The organism is Rothia koreensis, from assembly GCF_004136575.1.
GTDB lineage: Bacteria > Actinomycetota > Actinomycetes > Actinomycetales > Micrococcaceae > Rothia > Rothia koreensis.
The window spans coordinates 452572-473637 of the sequence record NZ_NOIQ01000001.1 but is presented as its reverse complement, the minus strand read 5'-3'; the positions used below and the strand labels follow the sequence as shown (position 1 = coordinate 473637).

The 21066-nt window shown below is 64.6% G+C and carries 18 protein-coding genes and 2 tRNA genes; 2 read left to right on the top strand and 18 right to left on the bottom strand.

The window, feature by feature from the left end:
• Positions 1-4: 4 nt before the first annotated feature.
• Positions 5-1207: a hypothetical protein gene (locus tag EWU68_RS12970; RefSeq protein ID WP_162421336.1), complete on the bottom strand. Its 1203-nt coding sequence runs from the start codon at positions 1205-1207 to the stop codon at positions 5-7.
• A gap of 145 nt (positions 1208-1352) precedes the next feature.
• On the opposite strand from EWU68_RS12970, the gene EWU68_RS02180 reads away from it, so the two are divergent.
• Entirely contained in the window at positions 1353-1871 is a 519-nt protein-coding gene (locus EWU68_RS02180; protein WP_238692259.1) for a DUF3515 family protein, read from the top strand.
• A gap of 39 nt (positions 1872-1910) precedes the next feature.
• Here EWU68_RS02180 and EWU68_RS02175 read toward each other — a convergent pair whose 3' ends face one another.
• The 6 genes from EWU68_RS02175 to leuC form a co-directional block, all read right to left on the bottom strand.
• Complete coding sequence (locus tag EWU68_RS02175; RefSeq protein ID WP_129314212.1) at positions 1911-3038, bottom strand: D-alanine--D-alanine ligase family protein; 1128 nt, start codon at positions 3036-3038, stop codon at positions 1911-1913.
• Positions 3039-3091: 53 nt separating this feature from the next.
• Positions 3092-4204, bottom strand: coding sequence for an NAD(P)H-dependent glycerol-3-phosphate dehydrogenase (locus tag EWU68_RS02170; RefSeq protein ID WP_238692258.1), 1113 nt, complete (start codon positions 4202-4204; stop codon positions 3092-3094).
• A gap of 56 nt (positions 4205-4260) precedes the next feature.
• Positions 4261-4941, bottom strand: a complete 681-nt coding sequence (locus EWU68_RS02165) for a lysophospholipid acyltransferase family protein (protein WP_238692257.1) — start codon at positions 4939-4941, stop codon at positions 4261-4263.
• A 134-nt stretch (positions 4942-5075) separates the two neighbouring features.
• The gene (gene murA, locus EWU68_RS02160) at positions 5076-6407 is read right to left on the bottom strand and encodes a UDP-N-acetylglucosamine 1-carboxyvinyltransferase (RefSeq protein ID WP_129314210.1); all 1332 of its coding nucleotides are present in this window, start codon (positions 6405-6407) and stop codon (positions 5076-5078) included.
• A 236-nt stretch (positions 6408-6643) separates the two neighbouring features.
• The gene (gene leuD, locus EWU68_RS02155) at positions 6644-7243 is read right to left on the bottom strand and encodes a 3-isopropylmalate dehydratase small subunit (protein WP_129314209.1); all 600 of its coding nucleotides are present in this window, start codon (positions 7241-7243) and stop codon (positions 6644-6646) included.
• Positions 7244-7255: 12 nt separating this feature from the next.
• A complete protein-coding gene (gene leuC, locus EWU68_RS02150) occupies positions 7256-8683 on the bottom strand; it encodes a 3-isopropylmalate dehydratase large subunit (RefSeq protein ID WP_129314208.1) in 1428 nt (475 codons plus the stop codon).
• 200 nt (positions 8684-8883) lie between these two features.
• On the opposite strand from leuC, the gene EWU68_RS02145 reads away from it, so the two are divergent.
• Positions 8884-9609: an IclR family transcriptional regulator gene (locus EWU68_RS02145; RefSeq protein WP_129314497.1), complete on the top strand. Its 726-nt coding sequence runs from the start codon at positions 8884-8886 to the stop codon at positions 9607-9609.
• Between the two features lie 349 nt (positions 9610-9958).
• Here the strand turns inward: EWU68_RS02145 and EWU68_RS02140 are convergent.
• The 11 genes from EWU68_RS02140 to ilvC all read right to left on the bottom strand — a co-directional run bounded on the left by EWU68_RS02140 (position 9959) and on the right by ilvC (position 20981).
• Positions 9959-10031, bottom strand: a tRNA-Glu gene (locus EWU68_RS02140).
• 126 nt (positions 10032-10157) lie between these two features.
• Positions 10158-10229: transfer RNA gene (locus tag EWU68_RS02135), tRNA-Gln, on the bottom strand.
• A 173-nt stretch (positions 10230-10402) separates the two neighbouring features.
• On the bottom strand, positions 10403-11920 hold the full coding sequence (gltX, locus tag EWU68_RS02130) for a glutamate--tRNA ligase (protein WP_129314207.1): 1518 nt from the start codon (positions 11918-11920) through the stop codon (positions 10403-10405).
• 65 nt (positions 11921-11985) lie between these two features.
• Positions 11986-12762, bottom strand: a complete 777-nt coding sequence (locus EWU68_RS02125) for a fumarylacetoacetate hydrolase family protein (RefSeq protein ID WP_129314206.1) — start codon at positions 12760-12762, stop codon at positions 11986-11988.
• Between the two features lie 99 nt (positions 12763-12861).
• Complete coding sequence (locus EWU68_RS02120; RefSeq protein ID WP_129314205.1) at positions 12862-13980, bottom strand: branched-chain amino acid aminotransferase; 1119 nt, start codon at positions 13978-13980, stop codon at positions 12862-12864.
• 77 nt (positions 13981-14057) lie between these two features.
• Positions 14058-15122, bottom strand: coding sequence for a 3-isopropylmalate dehydrogenase (locus EWU68_RS02115; RefSeq protein WP_129314204.1), 1065 nt, complete (start codon positions 15120-15122; stop codon positions 14058-14060).
• Positions 15123-15242: 120 nt separating this feature from the next.
• Positions 15243-15830, bottom strand: a complete 588-nt coding sequence (locus EWU68_RS02110) for a hypothetical protein (RefSeq protein WP_129314203.1) — start codon at positions 15828-15830, stop codon at positions 15243-15245.
• A complete protein-coding gene (locus EWU68_RS02105; protein WP_129314202.1) occupies positions 15827-16441 on the bottom strand; it encodes a hypothetical protein in 615 nt (204 codons plus the stop codon). Before EWU68_RS02105 ends, EWU68_RS02110 begins: the two co-directional genes overlap by 4 nt.
• Before the next feature lie 102 nt (positions 16442-16543).
• A complete protein-coding gene (gene metG / locus EWU68_RS02100) occupies positions 16544-18097 on the bottom strand; it encodes a methionine--tRNA ligase (protein WP_129314201.1) in 1554 nt (517 codons plus the stop codon).
• A gap of 134 nt (positions 18098-18231) precedes the next feature.
• Positions 18232-19836 carry a phosphoglycerate dehydrogenase gene (gene serA / locus EWU68_RS02095; RefSeq protein ID WP_129314200.1) on the bottom strand — a complete coding sequence of 535 codons (1605 nt, stop codon included), beginning with the start codon at positions 19834-19836 and terminating at the stop codon, positions 18232-18234.
• A gap of 119 nt (positions 19837-19955) precedes the next feature.
• On the bottom strand, positions 19956-20981 hold the full coding sequence (ilvC, locus tag EWU68_RS02090) for a ketol-acid reductoisomerase (protein ID WP_129314199.1): 1026 nt from the start codon (positions 20979-20981) through the stop codon (positions 19956-19958).
• Positions 20982-21066: the final 85 nt, after the last annotated feature.

The following is a 21066-nucleotide window of genomic DNA, read 5'->3' as shown; positions in this document are numbered from 1 at the left end:
ACTCCTACTTCCCGGATTTCGAGTGCGAAAGGGCCTTGGACGCCCTGGCCACGACCGTTCCGACGCCACCGAGGGCGAGGATCGTGAAAATGGCGATCGGAAGGGGACCACGAAGAGCGGACAGGTTCCGTTGGCTCCCCGCCTGCTGCTGTTTGCCGGATCCGTCTGCCTGCTGACCGACGTCGTTGACACCGGCGTTGGTGTCCGAATCCACGGGCTCGGCCGAGTCCTTGTCGGAGTCCTTGCTGTTGAGGTAGTGGCTGACCCAGCTCGACAGGCCCGAGACATCGCCCACGGAGTCGTTGGACTGGGATGAGTTCCCGTCCTGTCCTTCGGTGGTGTTGCCCCCGCGTCCCGTCTGGTCCGACGACGACGTCTCGGTTCCGTTCTCGGAACGCGTTCCGCCCTGAGAGCCCTGTGCGGAACCGTTCTGTCCGCTCCCGGCCTGGGAATCAGGAACTTGTTCCTGGTTCCCTTGGTTCTGGTCCCCCTGATTCCAGGAGCCCTGGTTCCCAGAGCCTTGGGTCCCGGAGCCTTGGGTCCCCGGATCTCCTGCGGCAGGGCCATGACCGGCATTGCCGGTCGGCGCTTGAGGCGGGACGGCATCCTGGGTCTGTTCGGGCGCCGGCTGGGCCGTGGGAGCCGGTGAAGGATCGGTAGTGGGAGCCCCAGTGGGCTGGTCAGACTGGCCGGTGCCGGAGTCCGAGGTCGGGTCCGGTGCCGGCTCGTGCGAAGGTGCGGGGTCCTGTGTCGGTGGCGGCGAAGGATCCTGCGTCGGCTCCGTGGACGGGTCTGTGGTCGGATTCTGCGTCGGCTCCGTGGACGGATCCTGCGTCGGGTTCACGGTGGGTTCGGTGGCCGGTTCCGTGGAGGAAGGCGAGGGGCCCGGTTGGGGTTCACGATGTGATCCGTCATCCGACGGCTTCTCGTTGGTGCCGCCCGAGGGGTTGGGAGTGGCCGTGGGGGCTGCCGGCGTGGCGCCTCCGTCTTCCGGACCATCCAACGCCTGCGCCGCGTTCGCGGCGGTGAGACCTGCCACACCGATAACGGCGGCGCAGGTCGCGCCGTAGTAGACGGCGCGCTGCCCCGTTCGGCTCTTCTCGTCCGACCTGTCGCTGTTGCGAATGATAGTGGCCTTTCCGGATGGTCCCGTCTGGCTGTCCAGATCCGCTCGTGGTGTGTCTCCCCCGGATGGTTCACCGGGCATTGACCAGGAACGCTGGGGTATCCTCGAGGACGTGATGCCCCATCGTCTCGGTCGCTCTCGATCGACCAGTGTAGAACGCCCCGCCGCAAAGGTACAGAAAGGCTGGCCGGCCCGCAGAACGTTACTCTGCGGCGCGGCTGCCTCAGTGCTCCTGATCAGCGGTTGCTCCTCGGCAGTGACCGTGGACGCCGCTCCGGACGCGACCGACCCGGACTGCGCCCGTGCCATGGTGGCCATGCCGGACACTCTTGCCGGGCAGGACAAGCGGGAAACCACGGCCCAGGCCACCGCCGCCTGGGGCGATCCGGCCTCGATCATTCTCAAGTGCGGGGCGCGGGTCAAGGAACCGGTCACCGACCCCTGCGTTCGGGTCAACGACGTCGATTGGACGCTCAAACAGGAGGACGGAACCGACGACACGTCTCAGAGCAAGGGATCTCAGTCGGGCGGTACGGGACAGGACCAGGGCGAGACACTCAACGGCAAAGGGACGTGGACGGCCACGTCCTTCGGTCGGTCCCCCGCCGTCCAGGTCACTTTCGACGCCGCCAAGGTCAATTCCTCGACCCTTCTGGTGGATCTCCAGTCGGCCGTCGGCAGGATCGACCAGACCAAGCAGTGCACCTCGGTGTCCGACGACCTGGACCTCTCGAAGGACGGCTGAGGGCCGGCCGGCTTGCACGAACCGGCCCCATCCTCCAGATCAGCGGAGGCCGGGCTCCCTGTCCAGAGCGAGCCGGATCAGTCGGTCCACCAGCTCGCCGTACCCGATCCCGGATTCCGCCCACATCATGCCGTACATGGAAATGGGCGTGAAGCCCGGCATCGTGTTGACTTCGTTGATGACCACGCGGCCGTCGTCCGTGTAGAAGAAGTCGCACCGGGACAGCCCTTCCCCGTCAAGGGCCAGGAACGCCTGCACCGCCTTGTCGCGTATCGAGTCCTGGACGTCCTGCGGGAGATCGGCCGGGCAACGCAGTTCGGAAGAGGCCGTCTCCACATATTTCGCCTCGAAATCGTAGAAGACGTGTTCGTCTCCGACCATCTCGATTTCGCCGGGGTGGGAGGCCTGCGGCATCTCGTGGCCGAATCCGTCCAGCACGGCGCACTCGATTTCGCGTCCGCTGATGCCCTCCTCGACCACGAGCTTCGGGTCGAGCTTCTGGGCGCTCTGGATGGCTTCGTCCAGGTCCGCCCAGTCCTCGATCCTCGTGATTCCCATCGAGGAACCGGCCCGGGCCGGCTTCACGAACACCGGAAGCTGCAGTTTCTTGATGCGTTCGATCGCGCCGGCCCGATCGTTGGCCCAGTCTCGGGCCGTGACCACGGTGTACGGACCGACCTCGAGTCCGGCGGATTCGAAGGCGATCTTCATGAAGTGCTTGTCCATCCCCACCGCGGATGCTGTCACGCCCGCACCGACGTAGCGCAGACCAGCGAGTTCGAGCAGGCCCTGGACCGTTCCGTCCTCCCCGAACGGGCCGTGCAGGAGGGGGAAGACGACGTCGAGGTGCGGTCCGGTCTCGAAACTCGCATCGTCGTACTTCAGGCTGAGCCCCTCGCTCGGGTCCCCCATCGGGAGGGAAACTTGGGGGCCTTCTCCGGTGAACCGCGGAAGAGCGACGCCGTCCATGAGGCGGCCGAGTTCTTCCTCGCTGCTGAGATGCCATGTTCCCCACGGGGTGATCCCGATGAGCACGGGCTCATACTTTTCGTGGTCGAGGACCCCGAGGACGCCCTTGGCGGTGATGAGGGAGATCGAGTGCTCGGAGGATACTCCCCCGAACAGGATCCCGACGGTGGTGCGACCGTTGTCTGCGTTGGTGGTCATGGGCTCTCTCTCGAGGTCTTGGGGTCTGATGGTCTCAGGAGTTTCGGGCCATACTACTGGCCGGGAGCGTTGGTTCCTTCGGGGCCGCCGTGCGGGGTCTCGGCCTTGAGTCGACGACCCAGCAGCATCGGCTGGAGCTGGTCCACGGTGATCTCGCCGGCCAACACGGAGGTCACGGCTTCGACGATCGGCATTTCGACGCCGTGGCGCCGGGCCAGGTCTCTGACCACAGGAGCAGATTTGATGCCCTCTGCGGTCTGCGTCATGCGTGCGGAGACTTCCTCCACGCTGAGTCCCAGGGCAAGGAGTCGACCCGCCGTGTGGTTGCGTGACAAGGGAGAAGAACAGGTCGCCACGAGGTCGCCCATCCCTGCCAGCCCGGCCAGGGTCTCAGGTCTTCCCCCGAGCGCGCTCGCCAGCCGCGTCGTCTCAGCGAGTCCGCGGGTCATGATCGAGGCCTTGGAGTTGTCCCCGTAGTCACGCCCCTCGCAGATTCCCACGCACAGGGCGATGACGTTCTTGACCAGGCCCCCGATCTCGACGCCGACCACGTCCGCCGACGTATAAGGGCGAAAGTACGGCGTCGCACAGACACGGCTCACCATGCCGGCAGAGGGGTCCGAGACCGCGGCCACCACCGACGCGGTCGGCTGCTCCTGGATGATCTCGCGGGCCAGGTTCGGCCCGGAGAGCACGGCGATCCGCCCCTCGCTTCCGGGCAGTGCCTCTGCGATGACTTCGGACATGCGCAGCCCCGTCCCGCGCTCGAGGCCCTTGGCCAGGGACACGAGCACGGCCTCCTCGGGGACGGCGTCGGCGACGGACACCAGTTGGTCACGCAGGACTTGGGCAGGCAGTGCCAGAACGACGACGTCGGCGCCGGTCAGGGCCTCGCGTTGGTTCGCGGTGAACTCGAGGTTCCCGGGCAGACGCACGTTGGGAAAATACCGGTCGTTGGTTCCGGTTTCGGCCATGAGGTTCATGGCGGCTTCGTCACGCCCCCAGAGCACGACCTTCCAGGAAGGGTCGCTGTCCGCATCGACTCGCGCGGCGTCGGCTGCAATCTTCGCGAACGCGGTCCCCCAGCTGCCCGCACCGAGGACCGCAACCTTGCGCGGCGTCGGGACGGTCGGGGGAACTGTTGGGGCTCGAACGGTCTCGCTCACGATGTTCCTTCCGGTCGATTGCCGTTGCGGTACGGCCGGCGTGGGCCGGATCCGCGTTATTCCTCGTTCGTTCGCGTTCTGGGCACCCGCTGTTTCAGGCGAGGATCCCACCGACCGTCCGGGGCCTTTTCGCCCCTCAATTGCTCGACGAGCGACGTCAGTGCGTCCATCATACGGTCCGTTGCTTCGGCCAGGGCCTGCTGGCTCACGTGATCCGTGCGGTCCTCACCGCGCAGATCCGACAGGTCCAGCGGGTCACCGACCAGAACGTGGACGTGCTTCCGCGGGAACGGCCGCGGACGCGTCGCCTTCGGTGCCAGGAATTCCTGGTCACCCCAGTGGGCTATGGGAATCACGGGAGCGCCGGTGGCCATGGCCAGCCGGGCCGCACCGGTCCGCCCCGCCATGGGCCACAGGTCGGGGTCCTTGGTCAGTGTCCCCTCGGGGTAGATGAGAACCGCACCGCCGGCGTCGATCACCGCGCGTGCGCTCTCCAAGGACTTCTTGGCTTCCATCGACCCTCGGAACACGGGAATTTGCGCCGTCCGGCTGAGCACCGTTCCGAGCACGGGGACGCGGAACAGCGATTCCTTGGCCAGGAACCGAGGTATCGTGCCCGTCATGTACACGGGATACGCCACGGACGTGGGGTCGATCTCCGTCACGTGGTTCGCCACGACGATGTAGCCCTCGTCGCGCCGAAGCTTCTCGGTGCCGGTCCACGTCTTGGACAACATGAGGTCCAAGACGTGGCGCACCCCGAAGGCGACACAGCGAAAGAGGCGGTCGCCGCTCTTGCTCGGCGTCGTCGTCCTGATTGGACGGGTCTTTCGCGACGTGCCCGGTGACTTGCGCTCGTCCGTCGACATCCTTACTTGGCCGCCATCGTCTCGAGGTCGAACTGGGCCCCGAGACCCTCGAGCTTCTCCACGAATCGCTCGTACCCACGGTTGATCAGTTCGACGCCGGTCACGTGCGACTGTCCCTCCGCAGCCAGGGCGGCGATCAGGTGGCTGAAGCCGCCGCGGAGGTCGGGAATGTTGATGTCGGAACCGTGCAGCGGCGTCGGACCGGAGATCACCGCGGAATGCAGGAAGTTGCGCTGGCCGAAACGGCAGGGCACGGATCCGAGGCATTCGCGGTGCAGCTGGATGGACGCTCCCATCCGGTTCAGAGCACCCGTGAAACCGAACCGGTTCTCGTACACTGTCTCGTGGACGATGGAGACGCCGTCCGCCTGGGTCAGGGCCACGACGAGCGGCTGCTGCCAGTCGGTCATGAATCCGGGATGCACATTGGTCTCGACGATGAGCGAGTTCAGCTTGCCGCCCGGGTGGTAGAAGCGAATTCCTTCGTCGGTGATGTCCAGACCGCCACCGATCTTCCGGAAGGTGTTGAGGTAGGCCATCATGTCCGACTGGTGGGCGCCCCGGACGAAGATGTCGCCCCCGGTCGCCAGCGCTGCCGACCCCCAGGAAGCCGCCTCGATGCGATCGGGCAGGGCACGATGGTTGTATCCGCTCAGATGGGGCACACCCTCGATATGGATGACGCGGTCGGTCTGGACCGTGATGATGGCGCCCATCTTCTGCAGGATCGCGATGAGATCCATGATCTCGGGTTCGGTGGCCGCGCCACGCAATTCGGTGTTGCCCTCGGCGCGGGTCGCCGTCAGGAGCACCTGCTCCGTTGCTCCGACCGAGGGGTAGGGCAGGTCGATCTTGGCGCCCTTGAGCCCCTTCGGGGCCGTCATGCGGATACCCGAGGGAAGCTTGTTGACCTCTGCACCGAAGTTCCTGAGAACTTCGAGATGGTAATCGATCGGCCGATCGCCAATCTTGCAACCGCCGAGATCAGGAATGAAGGCTTCGCCGATGGCGTGAAGCAACGGACCGCACAGCAGAATCGGGATACGGGAATCCCCCGCATGTGCATCGATGTCCGCATGGCGGGCCACGGACACGTTCGTGGGGTCCAGGCTCAGATCGCCGTTCTCCGGGTCCTTGCCGACCGTGACCCCGTGGAGGGACAGAAGATCCGTCACGACGTTGACGTCCTTGATCTCCGGTACGCTGCGAAGCACCGACGGCGTTGCACCGAGCAAGGCGGCCACCATGGCTTTGGGGACAAGATTCTTGGCCCCGCGAACCGTCACTTCTCCGCGGAGCGGTTCGCCGCCTTCAATGTGCAATGCGCCGATCATAAAGTTCCAATCTTCGTGTCTTTGGACCTCAGCGGTCCCCGTGATTCCTACGTGTCCGCAAGTGACACGCATTCTAGAACTATTTTACGGCACCATCGGGCAGTCAAATTTCTGCTGCCTCAATGGTGCAGCGAACACGATACCGGACCCCGGCTGTTGATCACGTGATCGGCGGTCTCGACCCGTCATACGCACGGCGTGAGCGTGGACCGAGCGCTGTTTCTGTCGTACCCCGCTCAGGACTTCGCCGGTAGCGTACGAGGTTTGAACTCGGGGCGCGTCTGCTCGAACTCCGTGATGTCGCTCTCCTGCTGAAGCGTCAGGGAGATGTCATCGAGTCCTTCCATGAGCCGCCACCGGGTGTACTCATCGATCTGGAACGGCACCACGAGCGACCCACAGGTGACGGTTCTCCCTTCGAGATCGACCGTCACCTCCATTCCCGGGTTCTCCTCGATGGACTTCCAGATCAACTCGATGTCCTGCTGATCCACCTGGGCTGCCACCAGCCCCTGTTTGCCGGAGTTGCCTCGGAAGATGTCAGCGAATCGGGGCGAGAGCACCACCCGGAAGCCGTAATCCTTGAGCGCCCAGACGGCGTGCTCACGGGAAGATCCCGTGCCGAAGTCCGGCCCTGCGACCAGCACGGAGGCATTCCGATAGGGCTCCTGGTTGAGCACGAATTCGGGGTCCTTGCGCCACCCGGCAAACAGGGCGTCGTCGAACCCGGTCTTGGTGATGCGCTTGAGGTAGACGGCCGGGATGATCTGGTCGGTGTCCACGTTCGACGCGCGCAACGGGGCGGCGACGCCGGTATGGGTAGTGATGGGTTCCATCGGGTTCTCCTCCTATGCGTCGGTCAGGTCCGAGGGCGAGCTCAGTGTCCCTCTGACGGCCGTCGCGGCCGCCACGAGGGGCGACACGAGATGCGTGCGCCCGCCCTTGCCTTGTCGGCCTTCGAAATTTCGGTTGGACGTCGACGCGCACCGCTCGCCGGGTGCGAGCTGGTCCGGGTTCATCCCCAGGCACATCGAGCAGCCGGCAAACCTCCAGTCGGCGCCGAATTCCTTGAAGACCTGGTCCAGGCCCTCCTCCTCGGCCTGGAGACGCACGCGCGCAGATCCGGGGACCACCATCATGCGCACATTCTCGGCCTTGGACCGGCCTTTGAGAATCTCGGCCGCGGCCCTCAGATCCTCGATGCGGGAGTTGGTGCACGACCCCAGGAACACGGTGTCCACAGCGATGTCCTTCATCGGGGTACCGGCCTTCAGGTCCATGTACTCCAACGCCTTGGCCGCGGACGCCTTGGATCCCTCGTCGGCAGCGTCCTCGGGATCGGGGACGCATTCCGACAGGGGTACGCCCTGGCCGGGGTTCGTCCCCCACGTCACGAACGGCTCGAGCTCGTTGCCATCGATCGTGACTTCTCGGTCGAAGACTGCGCCCTCGTCCGTGCGCAGGGACTGCCAATACTCGACGGCCCGGTCCCAGTCCTCACCCTGTGGCGCGTGAGGCCGTTCGCGGACGTAGTCGAACGTCGTCTGGTCCGGAGCGACCATGCCGGCCCTGGCACCCGCCTCGATGGACATGTTGCAGATCGTCATCCGCCCTTCCATCGACAGTTCTTCGATCGCGGTTCCGCGGTATTCGAGGACGTATCCTTGTCCCCCGCCGGTGCCGATCTTGGCGATCACGGCCAGAATGATGTCCTTCGCCGTGACCCCGGGGCGGAGGTGGCCGTTGACCGTGATGGCCATGGTCTTGAACGGCGCCAGCGAGAGCGTCTGGGTGGCCATGACGTGCTCGACCTCGCTCGTGCCGATACCGAAGGCCAGGGCACCGAAGGCCCCGTGGGTGGACGTGTGGGAATCGCCGCAGACCACGGTCATGCCGGGCTGGGTCAGACCGAGCTGGGGGCCGACCACGTGGACGATCCCCTGCTCCTCATCACCCAGCGAATGGATGCGGACCCCGAATTCTTCGGCGTTCGCGCGCAGGGTCTCGATTTGCTGGCGTGAGGTCTCGTCCGCAATGCGGGAAAAGATGTCCTGCGTCGGGGTGTTGTGATCCTCCGTCGCGATCGTGAGGTCCGGGCGGCGAAGCTGCCGTCCGGCCAGGCGGAGCCCTTCGAATGCCTGGGGCGAGGTCACCTCGTGAACGAGGTGCAGGTCGATGTAAATCAGATCGGGTTTGCCATCCTGCCCCGCGACGACTCGATGGTCGGCCCAAACCTTCTCGGCCAGGGTCCTGGGGCGGGCCGATGAATCCGTCATGTTGTCCTCCGAATTCCTGTGTGCTTGCGAAACTCATTCTGCCCACGAACACGCAGGTCTTCCAGAACGTGGACTTGCATTCCAGTATTTGAGAACTCACTATGGTGGGTATGAGCGAACTTTCCGAGACCACTCCTGCCACCGTCGAGGCCGCGTCGGGCAGCGACGAGATTCTTGGTGGCATGGGGACCGCGAACCCCATGTCCGTCCGGGCCCGCCCCAGCGGGGTCGGGGTTCTGGACAAGGCCACCCATATTCTGGACTGCCTCGAGGCCGGTCCGGCCAGCCTGTCGCAGCTGGTCGAGGCCACCGGCCTCGCCCGACCCACGGCGCATCGTCTGGCGGTTGCCCTCGCCCATCATCGGCTGGTCGCGCGAGACGTTCAGGGACGGTTCGTTCTCGGGCCCCGGCTCGGCGAATTGGCCTCCGCCGCCGGCGAGGACCGCCTGATTGCCGCGGCAGGCCCCGTGCTCAACCAGCTCAGGAATCTGACGGGCGAATCTTCCCAGGTCTATCGACGCCAGGGCGAATGGCGCATTTGCGTCGCATCAGCAGAGCGCCCCATTGGCCTGCGCGACACCATCCCCGTGGGCACCCAGTTGTCCATGAAAGCCGGTTCGGCGGCTCAGGTGCTCATCGCCTGGGAGGACCACAATCGCCTCCTTGAAGGCCTTCGGCAGGCCCGCTTCTCCGCGACGGTTCTCTCCGCGGTTCGACGCCGCGGCTGGGCCCAGTCGGTCGGTGAACGCGAACGCGGCATTGCCTCGGTGTCGGCGCCCGTTCGCAACCCCTCGGGCAAGGTCATCGCGGCCGTCTCCATCTCGGGACCCATCGAGCGCCTGACTCGCCAACCCGGTCGGCTGCATTCCGACGTCGTCGCCCAGGCCGCCCGTCAGCTGACCGAAGCGCTCAGGGCTCCTCAGTAGATCCGCGCTCTGCCGGGAGAATTCACTCCCCCCATGATTCTGCGCGACTCCGTGATCCCTGCGGCCCGGTTGTCCCTCCGGGAACCCTGATCTGTCCCTGCGGGACCATCACCGCCTGTCTGGGTGGCACTGCTTGCGGGTCTGTGCCGTGCCGGACGGGCGGGGCGCGGAGTGGCTTCGGTCCGGAGCGGCAATTCGGTTCGCCCAGGATATTCGCTCCTGCGACTCGGTCACGCCGCCCGCTCGGCCCTACGCTGCGTCGATCGTCCATGAATCCAGAATGATCGGGGCGAATCCCTGACCGACAATAAAAAGAGCCCGGCACTGTTGTGCCGGGCTCTTTGACCTGTGACCCCAACCGGATTCGAACCGGTGTTGCCGCCGTGAGAGGGCGGAGTACTAGGCCGCTATACGATGGGGCCAGAATGTCATTTCGGAATTACTGTCTTCCTCGTGACCGCTCGATTTATCTTACACACTCTGGAGTTTGTTTCCAAATCGACCGATGTGAATCATAACACGTGATTTTTATATCAGAGCTATGTTCGCTGGGATACCAGGACTCGAACCTAGAACGACGGTACCAGAAACCGCTGTGTTGCCAATTACACCATATCCCACTGTTTGCGGCGTTTCGGCCTTCCGGCCTCATCTCCGCAACGAGTAAATACTCTACAGCCCCCACCCGACCCACGCAACCTCGCACAACGTGGCCTCGGCCACCCTCAGGCGACCCGGTCGCGCCCCTACTCCGGCGGAGAGACGCGCGACCGGCGACAGCCTGGCCGGAACCTCAGGACCGGTCCGCCAGGTCCCGGATCAGGGCGTCGATCCGACGCAACGAGGACTCCCTTCCGAGGATTTCGAGCGATTCGAAAAGGGGCGGCGAGATCCGCGCGCCCGAGACGGCAATGCGAACGGGGCCGAAGGCCAGGCGCGGCTTGATCTCCAGGCCCTCGACGATGGCCGAACGCAACGACTGCTCGATCGATGCGCTCTCCCAGTTCTCGAGCTGCGACAGCGCCTCGTGAGCGGCGCGCAGGACGTCCGGAGCGGATTCCTTGAGCTGCTTCCGCGCATCATCCGCGATGACGATCTCCTGGTCGCCGCGGAAGAGGAACCCGAGGAGCCCGGGCGCCTCACCGAGAAGCTGCATCCTTTCCTGGACCAGGGGGGCCGCCTCGTGCAGGATCTGCCGTTCCCTGTCGCTGAGTTCCTCGTCAACGATTCCGGCGTCTCTCAGATAGGGCAACAAACGCTCTTCGAAATCAGCCGCATCGAGCATGCGAATGTGCTGACCATTGATCGCTTCGGCCTTCTTCACATCGAACCGAGCGGGGTTGGCGAGGACATCGTGAACATCGAAATTCTCGACCAATTGATCCACGGTAAAGATGTCTTCGTCCGCGGAAAGCGACCAACCCAAGAGGGAAAGATAGTTGAGCAGACCTTCTTTGATGAATCCCTCGTCCCGCAGGAGGAAGAGATTCGATTCCGGGTCCCGCTTGGAGAGCTTCTTGTTCCCCTGGCCCATGACGTACGGCAGGTGCCCGAATTCCGGGATGAATTCGGCGATCCCCACGCCCACCAGAGCCCTGTACAGGGCGATCTGACGCGGCGTCGAGGACAACAGGTCCTCTCCCCGGAGCACGTGCGTGATGCCCATCAGGGCGTCGTCCACGGGGTTGACGAGCGTGTACAACGGGTTGCCATTCGCCCGCACCACCACATAGTCCGGAACGGACCCGGCCTTGAACGTGATCTCCCCGCGAACGACATCGTTGAACGTGATGTCCTCGTCCGGCATGCGCAGACGCAAGACCGGTTCACGCCCCTCAGCACGGAAGCCTTCCTTCTGCTCCTCGGTGAGATCACGGTCGAAGTTGTCGTAGCCCAGCTTCGGGTCCTCGCCCTTGGCACGATGGCGCTCTTCGACTTCCTGGGGAGTCGAGAAGTCCTCGTAGACATAGCCCGCGTCCTTCAAGCGGCCGATGACGTCCTGGTAGATCTCGCCCCTCTCGGACTGCCGATAGGGCTCGTGAGGTCCTCCGACGCCGACCCCCTCGTCCCATTCGATGCCCAGCCACCGCAGCGACTCAATGACCTGGTTGAAGGATTCTTCGGAGTCCCGCTGCGCGTCCGTGTCTTCGATGCGGAAGATGAGCCGCCCGCCCGTGTGACGGGCATAAGCCCAATTGAACAAAGCGGTCCGGACCATGCCCACGTGGGGTGTGCCGGTCGGTGAGGGGCAGAAGCGTACGCGTACGGGACGGTCTTCGCTCACCGTCGGCTTAATGGCTTCGGTTGTCATGATTCTTGGATACTCATCGCTTTCGTTCTCAGAGGTTTCCGGGGCGTGGCCCCGCCGTCGTGTGGTCAGGCCCGCCGCATCCGGTTGACGAGTGCGCCGATACCGCCGACCTCAATTTCGACTTCCTGCCCGTCCTCGACGAGGCCGACACCCGCCGGTGTGCCCGTGAGGATGACGTCACCGGGCAGCAGGGTGAAGGCATCGGAGATCCTGGACACCAGATCGGCGACGCCGAAGATCATGTCGCTCGTGGAGCCGTCCTGCTTCAATTCACCATCAACCCACGACCTGACGCTGAGGTTCTCTGTGTCCAGATCCGTTTCGATCCACGGCCCGAGCGGGCACGAACCGTCGAATCCCTTGGCGCGAGTCCATTGGAGGTCGGTGGCCTGGAGATCACGCGCCGTCAGATCGTTGCCGCAGGTGTATCCGAAGATCACTTCGGGAACACGTTCGACCGGAACCGACTTGCACATGCGCCCGATGACCACGGCCAGTTCGGCTTCGTAGGAAACTTCCTCACTGGTATCCGGCAGGGTCACGGGATCCCCGGGACCGACCACGGAGGTATTCGGTTTGAGGAAGAATTGAGGCGAGGTGGGTGCTTCGTTCCCGAGCTCGCTCGCGTGCTCGTTCCAGTTTCTGGCCACACCAATGACCTTGGAACGGGGAATGATGGGCGCGACCAGACGGACGTCGGCCATCGGGAAGGTCTTTTCTGTGGGGTTGATCCCTGTGTAGAACGGGTCGCCCGCGAGTACGGTCACGGTCTCCTGACCGTCCTCGCCGTCGACGCGTCCGTAGAACAGTTGGTCCTCGGCTGTAAATCGTGCAATGCGCATGAATCCAGGTTAGCGCCTATACCGCAGACACAGCTCAGCAATCCACAGGTGTGACGTTCGGCCCTCGGAAGAGAGCCGCGAGGACGAGCACGGGTCGGATCAGACGACGCGGGTCAACCACCCGAAACGGTCCTCGACCCGTCCGGTCTGAATCCCGGTCAGTTGCGTCCGCAACAGTTCGGTCACTTCACCGTTGGTGTTCTTCGCCGCCGGAATCTCGCCGTCCTCCCAGAGCAGACGCCCCATGGGCGCGACGACGGCGGCCGTGCCGCACGCGAAGACTTCCGCGATCTCGCCGCTCTCCACGCCGTCACGCCACTCGTCGACTGTGATCTTTCGCTCGACGACCCGGTATCCTTGTTCCTCTGCGAGCTGGATGATCGAGGTGCGAGTGATTCCTTCCAGAATGGTTCCGGTCAATTCCGGGGTCACCAGTGTTCCGTCGCTGAACACGAAGAAGACGTTCATGCCCCCGAGCTCCTCGACGGCGTTGTCCCGGTGGGGGTCGGTGAAGATGACCTGCTTGCACCCCTTCTCCTCCGCCTCTGTCTGAGGCAGAAGGCTGGCCGCGTAGTTGCCGCCGCACTTGGCTGCGCCCGTGCCGCCTTCGCCAGCTCGGGCGTAGTCTCGGGCCCACCAGATGTCGACGGGCTCGGGAGTTCCGAAGTAGTTGGCCGCGGGTGAGGCGATGACCTCGAACAGCGCCTCGTGCGTCGGCCGAACGCCGAGGAATTTTTCCGTCGCGATCATGAAGGGCCTGAGGTACAACGAAGTCCCCTCTCCCTCCGGGATCCACCGCGAGTCCTTCTCCACGAGGTTCCGGACGGCGTCGACGAAGAGGTCGACCGGAAGCTCCGGGAGGGCCAGTCGCCTCGCCGATTTCTGGAATCGCTGGGCATTCGCCTCGGGCCGGAACAACCAGACGGAGCCGTCCTGGTGACGGTACGCCTTGAGCCCCTCGAAGACTTCCTGGCCGTAGTGCAGGACCGACGTCGCGGGATCGAGGCTCAGGGGGCCGTACGGCTCGATCCGGGCATCCCGCCATTCGCCGCCGTCCGGGCTCTCGCCGCTCCACTCGACCTTGGCCACGTGGTCCGTCATGAATTCACCGAACCCGGGAGCCGCCAGAATCTCGGCCAGCCTTTCCGGTGTGGTCGGTTCCTGGTTCTCGGTGGTGGTGAAGGTCGAAGTGCTCAACGTGGGCTCCGTTTCCAGCATGTGCGTGTGTGTCTTGTACCGCGCGACCGCCGCGTCCTTGCGGCGGCGCCCGGACTATCGGGGAAGAGAGGAGAGGCTCAGATCCCGGCGAGAACAGCTCGACCGATGTCTGCGGTCGATCGCTGCTCGGCGCCGTGGTCCCGCATATCGTCCTCGACTGCTGACTCGATGGTACTCGCTGCGTCTTCGTGGCCCAGGTGACGAAGCAACAAAGCTCCGGCTAGGATCGCGGCACGGGGATCCGCGATTCCCCGTCCGGCAATGTCCGGCGCCGATCCGTGTACGGGTTCGAACATGGACGGCGCCGTGAATTCCGCGTTGATGTTGCCGCAGGCGGCGTAGCCGATGCCGCCTGAAATCGCGCCGGCCTGGTCGGTGAGGATGTCCCCGAACAGATTGTCCGTCACGATCACGTCGAACCGGGCCGGATCCGTGGTCATGTAGATCGTCGCGGCATCGACGTGAATGTAGTCCGTGGAAACCTGCGGATATTCCTGGGCGATCCGGTCAAAGGTGCGGCGGTAGAGGCCACCGGCGTGGACCAACACATTGTGTTTGTGAACGAGGGTCAAGTGCTTCCTGTCCCTCGAGGCCGCCAGGTCGAAGGCGTAGCGGATCAACCGGTCGACGCCATGGGCCGTATTGACGGAGACCTCGGTCGCGATTTCGTGCTCCGTGCCCTCGCGGACCGTTCCCCCGTTGCCGACATACGGCCCCTCCGTGCCCTCACGGACGACGACGAAGTCGATGTCGCCCGGCGCGGACAAGGGGGACACGGCACCGGGATACAGCCGTGACGGCCTCAGGTTGATGAAGTGGTCGAAGGCAAATCGCAGTCGCAACAGGATTTCGCGTTCGATGAGCCCCGAAGGAACCTGAGTCGATCGCGGATCGGCCCCGACTGCGCCGAAGAGGATGGCCTGGTGCTCACGGAGCGAGGCGAGCTTCTCGTCCGTCAGCGTCTCCCCCGTGCGAAGCCAGGCCTCGGCACCGAGTTCATAGTGAGTCGGCGAGACACGCAGGCCCGCACGGCCCGCGGCCTTCGTGAGGACGGCCAACGCCTGTTCCGTGACTTCGGGGCCGATGCCGTCTCCGGGGATGACGGCCAGGTCAAGGGTGCGGGTATCCGTGGTGTCGCTCATAGAGACAAGGTAGCCCCTTGGAGCCCGTCACGCCCACATAGTAGGATGCGATCTCAGTATGTGAGCCATGGCCCGGGCCCGGTCGGGATTCCGGGCCAACATTCCTCGGTTCGAACAAGATCACAGCCCTCGAGTCAGGAGCATCGCGACCCCGGCCCAGGCGGCCGCCCAGAGGAATGAGCCGAAGGTTCCGAGGATGAACCGTTCGACGGCGTCCGGCTGCTTGAGCTCGGCAAACCGGCCCAGGGCCTTGATCGCGGCGAGCACCGTGAGCCCTGTCGGCCACCCCGCGATCAGGGTGACGGCCACACCGACCCTCTCCAGGACCCCGATCCACAATCCGCCGTGCAGGTCGGAATCGCGCTCGGGATCTGCGGGCGCCTCCGATGGTTCGCGGCGCCTGCCCGATCGGTAGAGCTTTCCGCTCCGTTGGGAGAACTGAAGCACAGCGGCGGTCACGGGCGACCCGGTCAGCGCGGCAGCCGCAACCCCGGAGACGATGGCAACCACGGCGGCCCACGGTTCGACCCCGACGCCCTCCCCCTGAAGGGCACTGGCCGTGGCGGCGCTTGCGGCCGCGACCAGCAGAATCAGGAACACCAGGGCCCAGGTGCGGCGTGTTCGAACACTGACCGCGGGGACGCGGAAGCACACGATGGCGCCGAGCACGGCCGCCAGGATCATGATCGAGAGGGCGATCAGAGTCATGATGACCCCGCTGTCCTCGCGAGACCGTCCGTCGAGTCCAGGTGCTGGGCCCAGCGAATCATCTCGCGGCGGAGATCCTCTGTCTCCCGGTACATGCTCGCGGACAACCTGCCGGACACCGCTTGCTGACTGATCCCGAGGCGACGCGCCATGTCGGCCTGGGTCATTCCGGTCACGGCGAGGTCGTAGGCCTCTCGGGCTTTTGCCCCTCTCTTGCTCCACATCGTCACGATTGCCCGCAATCCGGACCGGACTCCGGCGCCCAGATCCGAGTCTGCGGTGAATCCGACGTGATGTGCACCGGGACGCTTGGCATCCTCGACGGCAGCCCGCGCGTTGATGTAGGCCGAGCCCCTCCCCTCCCGGGCGGTCTTCGGCCAGGGCGGTTCGATAGTCCCCTGGCCGAGACCGCAGTGCCACTCGCCGCTCGAGGCGAGGGCAAGCAGACACTCAATCGCAGGATCCGCCGCATCGAAGACTGCTTGGGCCTCGTCCCCGGCCGTCCTGTCGAAGCGGAGGACGGCCTCCTCGACGCCGCGGGCTCGCTCGAGATGAGGCACGGCATCCGCGGCCTCCCTCGAACCCACTTGGTCCACGGTCAGAACGAACATGTGTCGATCCTGCCAGCCGCTACGGTTCGATACAAGGGTGGAACTCGATGAAACGCATAACAAGGTTCCAACTTTGTTTATCTGGATACAAGGCGGATACCTTTATTCTGTGGCCGCCTCATACCTGGGGAAGATGCCTTCGGGCGCCGGCAAGGCCGTGCCTGAAACGATCCGATGGTCCAGGGCCGCAAAGGCACGGGCCTCCCCCTCTGGCTGGCCGAGCTGGTCCAACAGTCGACCCATTGAATCAGGCATGACGGGCTGGACGAGAGTGGCCACAATGCGCAGGGATTCCAGGGTCACGTAGAGGACCGTCGCCATGCGCGCGGGATCCGTCTTCCGCAACTTCCAGGGCTCCTGCGCCGTGAAGTACCGGTTGACCTGGGCAATGACCTTCCACACGCGCTCCAGGGCGCGGTGGTAGTCCAGGCGGTCGAAGTCCTCGCGCACCGGAGCGTACAGAGCATCCGCTGCGTCCAGCACCTCGCGGTCCTCGGCCGTGAACTCCCCCGGCTCAGGAACGGCGGATCCGCAGTTCTTGGCAACCATGGACAGGGATCGTTGCGCCAAATTCCCCAGGTCGTTCGACAGGTCCGAATTGACGCGAGAAACGATCGCGGCAGCACTGTAGGAACCGTCCTGGCCGAAGGTCACTTCGCGAAGCAGGAAGAACCGCAGGGGATCCACGCCGAAACTCTCCACCAACTGCGCAGGGTCGAGCACGTTTCCGACGGACTTGGACATTTTCGCGCCGTCCACCAGCAGGAATCCGTGAGCGAAGACCTCGCGGGGAAGTTCCAGCCCCGCGGACCAGAGGAAAGCCGGCCAGTAGATCGTGTGGAACCGGGTGATGTCCTTGCCGATCACGTGGAAATTCGCCGGCCAGTACTTCTGGAACAACTCCCCCTCGGTGTCGGGGAAGCCCAGTCCCGTGAGGTAGTTGGTCAGAGCATCGACCCACACGTACATGATGTGCTTTTCGTCGCCCGGAACGGGGATGCCCCAGTCGAACGTCGTCCGCGAAATGGACAGGTCCCTCAGCCCGGACCGCACGAAGGAAGCGACTTCGTTGCGACGGTATTCGGGGTAGGCGAATCCCTCGGAGGAATAGAGCTCGAGCAGCCGGTCCTGGTACTTGGAGAGCCGGAAGAAGTACGACTCCTCCTCGGTCCACTCGACCTCGGTGTCCGTGGGGATCGCGTAACGGACTCCGTCTTCCCTGACCTCGGTCTCGTCCTCGCCGTAGAACGCTTCGTCACGGACCGAGTACCAGCCTTCGTACTTGTCCAGGTAGATGTCCCCGTTGGCTTCCATCCGCCGCCACATCTCCTGACAGGAAGCCACATGGTCCGGATCCGTGGTCCGAATGAAACGGTCGTAGCTGACACCCAGGAGGTCGTCCATCGCCTTGATGCGAGCGGAGTTCTTGTCCGCCAGCACCTTGGCGGTCACCCCCTGCTTCTCGGCCGAGGTCTGCATCTTCTGACCGTGCTCGTCGGTTCCGGTCATGAACCGCACGTCGTATCCGTCCAGGCGCTTGAACCGCGCCATGACGTCCGTGGCGATGTGCTCGTAGGCATGGCCAATATGCGGATCACCGTTCGGGTAAACGATAGCCGTGGTGATGTAGAAGGGCTCGGCTGAAGTGGAAGTCATGGCTCCTACTCTAAGGCAGATGCCGGCGTCCTCCTGCCCCGGACGCCGGCCTGTGGATAGTGCGGTACTGAACCGTCACGACGCCGCCCACCTCGAGAGTCGGGCCGGGCGGCGTCGTGGTCGGTCGTCGGGATCTAGTCGACGAGCGAGACGAACGCGGTACGGTCGGCCTCGATGGTCGACTTGATCGATGCCACCATTTCGGGGGAAGCCGGCGAATCGAGGGCCAGGACGGACAGGGCCCGCTGGTCCTTGTCCTGCCCTTCCCCGCGGGAGACCTGCATGCCGGCGATGTTGATGCTTGCGGTTCCCAGCAAGGTTCCCATCGAAGCGATGACGCCCGGCCGGTCGCGGTAGTCGAGGATCATCATGTGATCCGTCAGTCCGACCTCGAAATCGAAGCCGTTGACACCCGTGAGCTTCTCCACGAGCTTGGGTCCGGTGACCGTCCCCGAGACTGCAATGCGCGTGCCGTCGGCCAGAATGGCCGAGAGGGTCGTCTCATTGCGGAAACCCTCCACCTCGGACGTCGTGACCAGGGTGGTCTCGATCTCGCGCTGCTCGGCGATCATGGGGGCGTTGACGTAGGAGACCTTCTCGGAAACGACGTCCGTGAAAACGCCCTTGAGGGCCGCGAGTTTCAGCGACGAGACGTCCTTGGACGCGATCTCCCCAGCCACCTTGACCTCCACGCTGGTCAGCGGTGAATCGTGGGTCAACGCGGTGAGTACTCGGCCGAGCTTCTCGGCGAGCGCGATGCCGGGTCGGACGTCGGCGTCGATGGGGCCGCCGGCCACGTTGACCGCGTCGGGGACCAGTTCCCCTTCGAGGGCCAGTTTGACCGACTTGGCCACGGAGATCCCCGCCTTCTCCTGGGCTTCCGCAGTCGACGCACCCAGGTGGGGCGTGGTGACCACGTTGTCCATGCCCACGAATTCGACGCCCTGCGGCGGTTCCGAGACGTAGACGTCGATGGCGGCTCCACCGATCTTGCCCGTCTTGAGCGCCTCCGCCAGGTCCTCCTCATCGACCAGGCCGCCGCGGGCCACGTTGACCACGAAGGCGGAAGGTTTCATGAGCTCGAAGGCTGCGGCGTCGACCATTCCGGTCGTCTCTGCGGTCTTCGGCATGTGGATCGTGATGATGTCGGACTCCCGGAACAGAGTCTCCAGTTCGACCATCTGGGCGCCGAGCGAGGCCGCCCGCGCGCTCGTCACGAACGGATCGTAGGCGAGGATCTCGGTCCCGAACGCCCGGAGCCTCTCGGCAACGAGTCCACCGATCCGGCCCAGGCCGATGATGCCGACCTTTTTCTCGAAGAGTTCGATTCCGGTGTACTGGGAGCGCTTCCACTGTCCCTCCCTCATGGAAGCGTCGGCGGCGGCGATGTTCCGGGACAGCCCCAGAATGTGGCCGACGGTCAGCTCCGCCGCGGAAATGATGTTGGACGTGGGGGCGTTGACCACCATCACGCCCGCGGCCGTGGCAGCGGGAATATCGACGTTGTCCAAACCGACACCGGCTCGGGCGACGACCTTGAGGCGGCGAGCGGCCGCGAAGGCTTCCGCATCCAGCTTGGTCGCGGAGCGAATCATGATCGCGTCGACGTCCGCAATGTCCCGGAGGAGGGCCTGGCGGTCGGATCCGTCCGTCGTGCGGATCTCGAATCCCTCTCCGAGGGCGTCGATGGTGGCGGGCGAAAGTTCCTCCGCGAGGAGGACAACGGGCGTTTGAGTCACAGTCGAATTCCTAGGTAATGGTTGGATGCCTGATGGGGAAAGACTTCACAAGTGCAACGGCCGGCCATCCGGGGGTTCGGATGACCGGCCGTTGCCGAACCGTCATCGGGTTCTGATTCTCAGCGAGCCGCCGAGCCGTCGGTGTAGTCGGCGTCGGAGGACTTCCAGGAGAAGAGCTTGCGCAATTCCTGGCCGGTCTTCTCGATCGGGTGGGCTGCGCCCTTCTCACGGAGCTCCTGGAATTCCTTGCCGCCATTGGCCTGGTCGTCCATGAACCTCTTGGCGAAGGTGCCGTCCTGGATGTCCGAGAGAACCGCCTTCATGTGGTCCTTGACCTCGGGGGTCACCACGCGGGGCCCGGACACGTAGTCGCCGTATTCGGCGGTGTCGGAGCAGGACCAGCGCTGCTTGGTGATCCCGCCCTCGTTGATCAGGTCAACGATGAGCTTGAGCTCGTGGCACACCTCGAAGTAGGCGATTTCCGGCTGGTAGCCGGCCTCCGTCAGCGTCTCGAAGCCGTACTGGATCAGCTGGGAAACGCCACCGCACAGAACGGTCTGCTCACCGAAGAGATCGGATTCGGTTTCCTCGGTGAAGGTGGTCTTGATGACGCCGGCGCGGGTTGCGCCGAGGCCCTTGGCGTAGGCCAGAGCGAGCTCGAAGGTCTTGCCCGAGGCATCGACCTCGACGGCGACCAGTGCGGGGACACCGCGTCCGGCCTCGAACTCACGACGCACGGTGTGGCCGGGACCCTTGGGGGCGACCATGGCCACGGACACGCCCTCGATGGGCTGGATGTAGTCGAAACGAATGTTGAACCCGTGGGCGAAGAACAAGGTGTTCCCCGGCTCGAGGTTCGGCTCGATCGATTCCTTGTAGATCGCGGCCTGGACCTGGTCCGGGGTCAGGATCATGATGACGTCTGCTTCTTCGACGGCTTCCGCGACCGTCAGGACACGCAGGCCCTCAGCTTCGGCCTTGGCGCGCGAGGACGAGCCCTCGGCGAGGCCAATACGAACGTCGATGCCGGAATCCCGGAGGTTCAGCGCGTGCGCGTGACCCTGGGATCCATAACCGATGATCGCGACGGAGCTGTCCTGGATCGCCGCGAGGTTTGCGTCGTCGTCGTAAAAGATTTCAGCCATGGGATTGAGAACTCCTCTATCTTCCCCACGGGCATTTGCCCGCGGACTATGGTCGTGGTGGCCCGGGCCACTGCTATAAAAAGCC